This window comes from Pseudorhodobacter antarcticus, assembly GCF_900110135.1.
Taxonomy (GTDB): domain Bacteria; phylum Pseudomonadota; class Alphaproteobacteria; order Rhodobacterales; family Rhodobacteraceae; genus Pseudorhodobacter; species Pseudorhodobacter antarcticus.
On record NZ_FOCO01000080.1, the window covers coordinates 1 to 6,995 of the forward strand.

Sequence of the window (6,995 nt, forward strand, 5' to 3'; positions counted from 1 at the left end):
AGCAACTGGTGCGAGGCATTGGCCAAAAAATCCCGTTCCACCACAAGTTGGCCAATCTTGGAATGCAGCTTGTCGAGTTTAGCCGCACTTACCTGCTCCGGGGCGGCACCTCGGCGCGCAAAAGCTGTCGCCATGTTCTCTATCGCCGCGCGCTTCCAAGTGCCGAGTTGTGTCGGATGAACATCGTACTTCTTCGACAGCTCCGCCAGCGTCAGCTCCTCACGGATCGCTTCAAGCGCAACCTTGGCCTTGAAATCAGGCGAATGGTTCTTTCGTTTCTTCATTCTGGATCACTTCTCTCATCATGTGATCCACCTTAACAACTGGTCCGAAATTCCGCGACCAACTCTGTTTGAGACGGACCGAAAGAACCGTTTGACCCCCTTGGGCCAGTTGGTGCTGGATGAAAGCTGCCGCGCCACCGATGTGTTTGACCGCAGCGTTGAGGCAATTTCGCGCCACGCCCTGTCCACAGGTGGCATTGTGCGGATTGTGGCGGTGCCTTCGGCCACGGTCTCCGTTTTGCCCGGCGTGTTGACAGCGTTTCATGCCGCTTGGCCGGATGTGCGAGTGGAGATCAGCGATGTCGACAGCGCGGCTGTGCGCCGCCGGGTGCATCGCGATGAGGCCGATATTGGCATCCTGTCTGCACGCCCCGGAGATAGGGCAGAGGGAGAATTGATCCTTAGCGATGATCTGGGGATAGTGTGCCGCGAAGGCGGTGCTAATCACCGCGCGCATCTGGCACAGGGTGGCACATCAAGCTGGGATTTGATGGTCCATGAGCCGCTGATCGCCAGTCCGCTGTGTTTGCTGGTGGATGAACCGGGCATTCGCGTACTGCTTGCTGCCAGCAATCTGGCCGCGCGCAATACCACGGCCATCTTGTCCTTTGTCCGCAGCGGCTTGGTGGCCAGCATTCTCCCCTACGATGCCATCGCGGGTCAGCCCGAGGGGGTAGAGTTTTTCGTGCCTTCCCGCCGATTGCCCGCCGAGAGTTGCGCAAAGTGCGGCAAGAATGCGGGCGGCCCAACCCACCGTTGGAGGCATTTTGGGTATTGCTGGACGGCACTAGGGGGGGGGCTGTGGCCCCAGTTAAAACCACAGGGGTTGATTTGCGTCTCGGATTAACCCGTTTTCCATTTGGCGCTGACTACTCTTAACTATGATAATCTCATGAAAAGTCAGTGAAATTATTGATACCAATGGGTCATGGTGTTTGGGAAAACTTGGTCAATTGCCCTCAGTATTTAACAGGCAGAATTCAGTTTGTTCAATTAGATAGTGCAGACAAGGTTAGGTAGGTTACAGCGGTTGCGCCCACCCGTAACATAAATTATCAAATAAAACAAAAACTTAACCTGTGGTGCTCTGATACCGCAGGGCGTTTTGCATTTTACATCAACACCGGCTCCGAAAAACAGCATTCGTGCGTACTCGCGTGCATTCGCCGACATTGAGCGGTATTTGCGGGCATCAGGCACCAGTGTCTCAATCATGGTGCGCAGCGATCTACTGGCTCAAGGTCTTCAGCTAGGCCTCGCAGTAAGCGACCGGAACGAATCTGCTAACCGTCAGCCATTAAAGTCTTACGGCATGGTTCAGGCTCTTTTCCGAGCCTGAACCATGCCGTAAGAAAGAGATCAAAGGGCGCGTGACCCCGACCTATTCAAATCACTGCAATGTTTGCGGCAAAGCCCAGAGCGAGCCGGCCGCAAGTTCTGCAATGTTTTGGTCTTGCAGGATTATTGAATTGTGACGTCAGCGACTTCGCAAACATTGACGTCCATAAGAGTGCCTTCATCGCCATCGGCAAAAGTCACCTTGAAGTCGAATTTGCAATAACCGGTGGCGTCGTCAAAATTGACGTCGACGGATTGTCCGGGCTCCAGAGTGTCGTTGCCAAGAACGTCTTCTTCCCAGTTGTCGCTGCCGGAGTTTGATCCGAACATCTCATTCACAACCACCTCGGTCTTGTTGGTGAAGGTCACCAACCGGTTTTCCGCATAAGAAGCCGAACCGGCAAGAACGAGGGCCGTGGCAAGGATTACCAGTTTCATTGTCATATTCCATTTTCAGCGTTTTGATGTGAATCCGGGCAGTAATATCGCCCATCAATTTTGTGTATTGTGATGGCCGGATAGATAGCGGCAATCCAATATAATGATAGACCTGAAGCCCGACGGCCGCAAGGTCTTGATAGATGCTCGAACAGCCAACCCGGAGCATCCTGCCGCCATTTTCCTGGTGAATATCCGGCGTGACCGTGGACCTATCACGGTTCTGTTTCGGTTTCCGACTTCAGCGTAGGAACAATGCAAGACGTATCCGGATTTCGGATGCTCTGTGGCGATATCGATCCCATGCGTGATGATCAAGATGGTAGGCTTGTGCTTGAGCATTCGCTTGCTGGCGCGCAGGGCGTCGCTGCTCCGGGACCCACCCTATCAGCGGGAGGGAAGCTACGCCGGGCGCTTGCGGCTTTGATGCGCCAAAGATGATGCGAGCGGATTACCGAGGCAAATTCAGTGATGTTATCTAATACAGTAAACCGTGGCCGCAATCAGCCCAAACTGAAGCCGCATTACCGATAACGATAAGATATCTTGAGCGATCCGATGGTTTGGTTTCTCCTTACCGAGAGGGGTGAGCAAACGCGCCCAGCGCCCGGTGGATCGCAAGCTGCCAGTTGAAGGCGCGCCATTTTACCGGTGCGGGGTATGGCGCGAAGGGCGGTGAGCGGACCTTCGCTGTAGGTGCCATGCATTTAAGCAATCTACAAAAAGCCGACGTTCGCAATTTGGCACGGTAGTTTCTTAGATCATAAACAGCGGGACCAGTCTCTTGTCATAAGCGATAGATGGCTAAAACTAGCAATTCAGATCCAACGATGCGCGCTGGTATGACCTTCAAAAAAACGCTGGGAGCTCATTCAACAGACTTAGCACTTCACTGTTTGGTTGCACTCCAACGGCATTTCACCTAGGTTTCACTCGAAAGCGACCTGATGTGTCGCAAATTGACCTTCCAACATCTCTTGGTAAGGGGCAGTGGGCTAGCTGTTTGGAACGCGACTGCGACGTTGATGGGCTTTTATCGGGTGGTGCAACATCTGGTGTCACCCGCCATAACGAAAAATTTGAAGGAGAAACGCCATATGAAACGCTTTATTTACGGTGCTGCTTTTGCTGTACTCGCAGCCCCGACGGCTGCTTTGGCTCAGGAACAGTGTGGCGAAGTCACGATTACCCAGATGAACTGGGATTCAGCCGCCATTGTTACCGCGGTATCGAAATTTCTGATGGAGCAAGGCTATGGCTGCGATGTCACGGCGGTGCCGTCCGACACCACGCCAGCGATGACCTCGCTGTCGGAAAACAACGAGCCCGACATCGTGACCGAGCTGTGGGTCAACTCTGCCGGGGACGCGTACAAAAAGCTGAAAGCTGACGGCAAAATCGAGGAATTGGGGCAAGTGCTGGATCCGGGCGGTGTCGAAGGCTGGTGGTTGCCGACCTATCTGGTCAAAGCCCATCCGGAGCTTGCGACAATTGAAGGTGTGATGGCCAACCCAGAACTGGTTGGTGGCATGTTCAACAACTGCCCCGATGGTTGGGGCTGCCGCATTGTGAATGACAACATGCTGCGCGCCCTCGATCTTGAGGGTGCTGGCTTTAAGATCTTCAATCACGGCTCTGGCGAAACACTGGCAACCTCGATGGCATCTGCCTATCAGGATGAAAAGCCTTGGTTCGGTTACTACTGGGGTCCGACGACGCCACTTGGCATGTTCGACATGACGAGCATCGATCTGGGCGAATATAATGAGGCGGCGCATCTGGCGAACCAAAATGCCGATGCCGCTGACCCCAAACCATCAGCGTTCCCGGCAGCACCTGTTCTAACCATTGTGACCAAGGATTTCATGACGAGCCATCCTGATATCGCCGCGCTGATGAACAAGGTGACCTTTAAGACAGACACGATGAGTCAGCTTCTGGCCTGGAAAGAAGAAAACAACGCAACCAATGAGGAAGCGGCGGTTTATTTTCTGACGAACAATCCTGACGAATGGAGCGACTGGATCAATGATGCAGCTAAGGAAAAGCTGTCTCCTTTGCTGAAGCAGTAAGCGGATCAGGGCGGCGTCTATGACGCCGCCCCTTACTTGACTGAATGCGCTTTCAATGGCGCGTCGGGCACACAGACGTGCCAAAAGCCGAGGTCGCATGATCCGGCCGTCTCAATATTGAGATAGTTTGAAAGAGGGCCACAATTGTCGGTCCGGATGAGGGTTTGATGGCGACTTACGATTTTGTTTTCGATGGACTTGGTCTGCGCAACTGGTGTGGAAACAGCGGCGATGCTGGCGGCGGAATGACCTCCATGGCTGATCTATTGGCAAAAACATCCGGCAAGGACGCCGTGGAATCGCCATGGGCGACACCATTTCCATCTATGGATGAGTTGCATCAGGCCTGCACGAATTTCCCCCAGTCACGCGCGTTGACCAGTGGGTTGGAATCAGGCTTCATGTCGATCAAGGACAGCCTGAAAGTGGTTGTCGACCCGCTCACTCAACCGCTTAGCTGGGCGCTGAACGAAGCGCTTTGGGTGATGCAGGCGGTTCCGTGGTTCATCATGATCCCGCTGTTGATGCTGATTTCGTGGGCCGTAAGCCGGTCGGTGAAGCTGGCTGGCCTGGTTGCGTTGTGTTTCGGCTTTCTCGCCTTTGTCGACTATTATGATTACACGATGCAGACCCTGGCAATCATCTTTGTCTGTGCGGTGATATGTGTGTTGTTGGGCGTGCCGATAGGTATTGCCATGTCGCGCAGCAACCGGTTGCAGCGTGGCATGATCCCCGTTCTGGATATGCTTCAAACTTTGCCCCCGTTTGTCTACCTGATCCCGCTGATCTTCCTGTTTTCAGTTACCGAGCCAAAACTTTATGGAATCGCCATTATTCTTTACGCCATCGTGCCGGTGATCCGCTTGACGGACTTAGGCATCCGACTGGTAGACCCAGACGTAACCGAGGCCGCAGACGCGTTTGGCATGACCAAAACGCAGAAACTCTTTAACGTGGAAATCCCTCTGGCACTGCCCAACATCATGGCGGGCGTCAACCAGACCATTATGATGAGCCTTGCAATGGTCGTCATCGCATCACTTGTGTCGGCTCCTGGTCTGGGCGTGTTGGTCCTGCGCGGCATCAGATCGCTGGAGCTTGGCGTCGGTTTGCTGGCGGGTTTGGGTATCGTTCTTCTTGCGATCATCTTGGACCGTGTGACCAAGGCGGCACTTGCCCGCATCAATGTAAGTCAGTCGCGTTAAGGGGTGCCAGATATGACCGATACAGACATTAAGATCTCTATCCGTAACCTCTACAAGATTTTTGGGGATAATCCCGGACCAGCCCTTGAAATGATCAAAGACGGAATGGGCAAGACCGAATTGCTGGAAAAGCACGGTCATGTCCTTGGCCTGAACGATATCAATGTCGATGTGCCCGCCGGAAAAACAACTGTGATCATGGGGCTGTCAGGCTCTGGCAAATCGACGCTGATCCGTCACCTCAATCGCTTGATCGAGCCGACGGCTGGCGAGGTGTGGGTCGATGGCGAGAACATTATGGAGTATAATGAAAAGCAGTTGCGCCACCTCCGGCAGCATAAAATGTCGATGGTATTCCAGAAATTTGCTTTGTTGCCGCATCGCACAGTCTTGCAAAACGCAGGTCTTGCGCCCTCCATCGAGGGGCAGAACGAGCGCAAATATGCAGAAGAGGCGCGCAGATGGCTTGATCGTGTTGGCCTGCAAGGGCAGGGTGAGCAATATCCCCATCAACTGTCAGGCGGGATGCAGCAAAGGGTGGGTATCGCCCGCGCACTGACCAGCAACTCGGACATCATGCTGATGGACGAGGCGTTTTCGGCGCTTGATCCGCTGATCCGCACAGATATGCAAAATCTGTTGAACGAATTGCAGGCGGAATTGCAAAAGACCATCGTGTTCATCACACATGATCTGGACGAGGCACTGAAACTGGCGGATCATCTGGTGATCCTGAAGGACGGTTTTGTCGTCCAACAGGGTGAGCCGCAGAATATCCTGCTGAACCCTGCCGATCCCTACATCGAAGATTTTGTAAGCGATATCAATCGCGCACGCGTACTGCGTGTCCGTTCCGTGATGACGCGCACACCGGACGCATCGGGCGAACGGGCGGGCGAAATTGACCATAATGACAATCTTGAATCCGTGATCGCCTTGTCCGAAGGTGACACCTCCCTCAGCTATCGTGTGATGAAGGACGGCAAGCCGGTTGGCGTGTTGGATATGCGCAAACTGGTTCGCGCACTCGTCCCCTCGGCACAATCTGACGATCCCGAAAGCGCCCGACGCAGCGGTTAAAAGTAACCGGGGTGGAGAATGCCGACGCAGAGATTACACATGGCGCTGACGACAGATCAGGTCAAATTGTCTTGTCGTATATCGCTCAACCTTCACGACGAGGCTCGCGACTACGCAGTCTACATAGCAAATACTGCGCGCAGCTCGATATTCGGCAGTCCAGATTGCAACTGGCCTGCTGAACAAGCTAAGAGTCCTAGGGTAGCCTTGCTGGATGACAAAACGCAGCCTACAGAGGTGGTCCTAGTTCTTCGACCACATTGCAGCCCTTTTAAGGTGGATCATGGTTTCATTTCAGGCTGCCATTCTCATAGGTTCTGTTTTGCTCGCATAGGCCTCGTCGGGGGTCAAGATGCCATGGGTCGATTGCGGTCGTTCGGCATTGTAATAGGCTAGCCATTTTCCGATGCCGCTGCGGGCCTGTGACCCAGTCTCAAACCCGTGCAAATAGACACATTCGTACTTGAGGGACCTCCACAGCCGTTCGATCATTCGGTTGTCAATCCACCGCCCTTTGCCATCTATTACCGTCAGTGCATTGCGAAGCAATGTCACGAGAGGCATGCTGATCTTGATCT

7 protein-coding genes are annotated in these 6,995 nt (G+C 53.8%); 4 read left to right on the forward strand and 3 right to left on the reverse strand.

What is annotated here, in order from left to right:
* Nucleotides 1-284: IS3 family transposase (locus BMY36_RS20695; protein ID WP_074819068.1), on the reverse strand; the 284-nt coding region annotated here is incomplete at its 3' end.
* Between the two features lie 22 nt (nucleotides 285-306).
* Here BMY36_RS20695 and BMY36_RS18495 point away from each other — a divergent pair.
* Nucleotides 307-1,131, forward strand: coding sequence for a LysR substrate-binding domain-containing protein (locus BMY36_RS18495; protein ID WP_175469345.1), 825 nt, complete (start codon nucleotides 307-309; stop codon nucleotides 1,129-1,131).
* Between the two features lie 614 nt (nucleotides 1,132-1,745).
* On the opposite strand, the gene BMY36_RS18500 is transcribed toward BMY36_RS18495, so the two are convergent.
* Nucleotides 1,746-2,060, reverse strand: coding sequence for a hypothetical protein (locus BMY36_RS18500; RefSeq protein WP_231579759.1), 315 nt, complete (start codon nucleotides 2,058-2,060; stop codon nucleotides 1,746-1,748).
* A 1,097-nt stretch (nucleotides 2,061-3,157) separates the two neighbouring features.
* Between BMY36_RS18500 and BMY36_RS18505 the strand changes: the two genes are divergently transcribed.
* The 3 genes from BMY36_RS18505 to BMY36_RS18515 all read left to right on the forward strand — a co-directional run bounded on the left by BMY36_RS18505 (nucleotide 3,158) and on the right by BMY36_RS18515 (nucleotide 6,417).
* Complete coding sequence (locus BMY36_RS18505) at nucleotides 3,158-4,132, forward strand: ABC transporter substrate-binding protein (RefSeq protein WP_050520657.1); 975 nt, start codon at nucleotides 3,158-3,160, stop codon at nucleotides 4,130-4,132.
* A 167-nt stretch (nucleotides 4,133-4,299) separates the two neighbouring features.
* Nucleotides 4,300-5,337, forward strand: coding sequence for an ABC transporter permease (locus BMY36_RS18510; protein WP_050520655.1), 1,038 nt, complete (start codon nucleotides 4,300-4,302; stop codon nucleotides 5,335-5,337).
* 12 nt (nucleotides 5,338-5,349) lie between these two features.
* Complete coding sequence (locus BMY36_RS18515; protein ID WP_050520656.1) at nucleotides 5,350-6,417, forward strand: quaternary amine ABC transporter ATP-binding protein; 1,068 nt, start codon at nucleotides 5,350-5,352, stop codon at nucleotides 6,415-6,417.
* Between the two features lie 294 nt (nucleotides 6,418-6,711).
* On the opposite strand, the gene BMY36_RS18520 is transcribed toward BMY36_RS18515, so the two are convergent.
* Nucleotides 6,712-6,995, reverse strand: a 284-nt coding sequence (locus BMY36_RS18520) for an integrase core domain-containing protein (RefSeq protein WP_139194150.1), incomplete at its 5' end; no start/stop codon positions are given.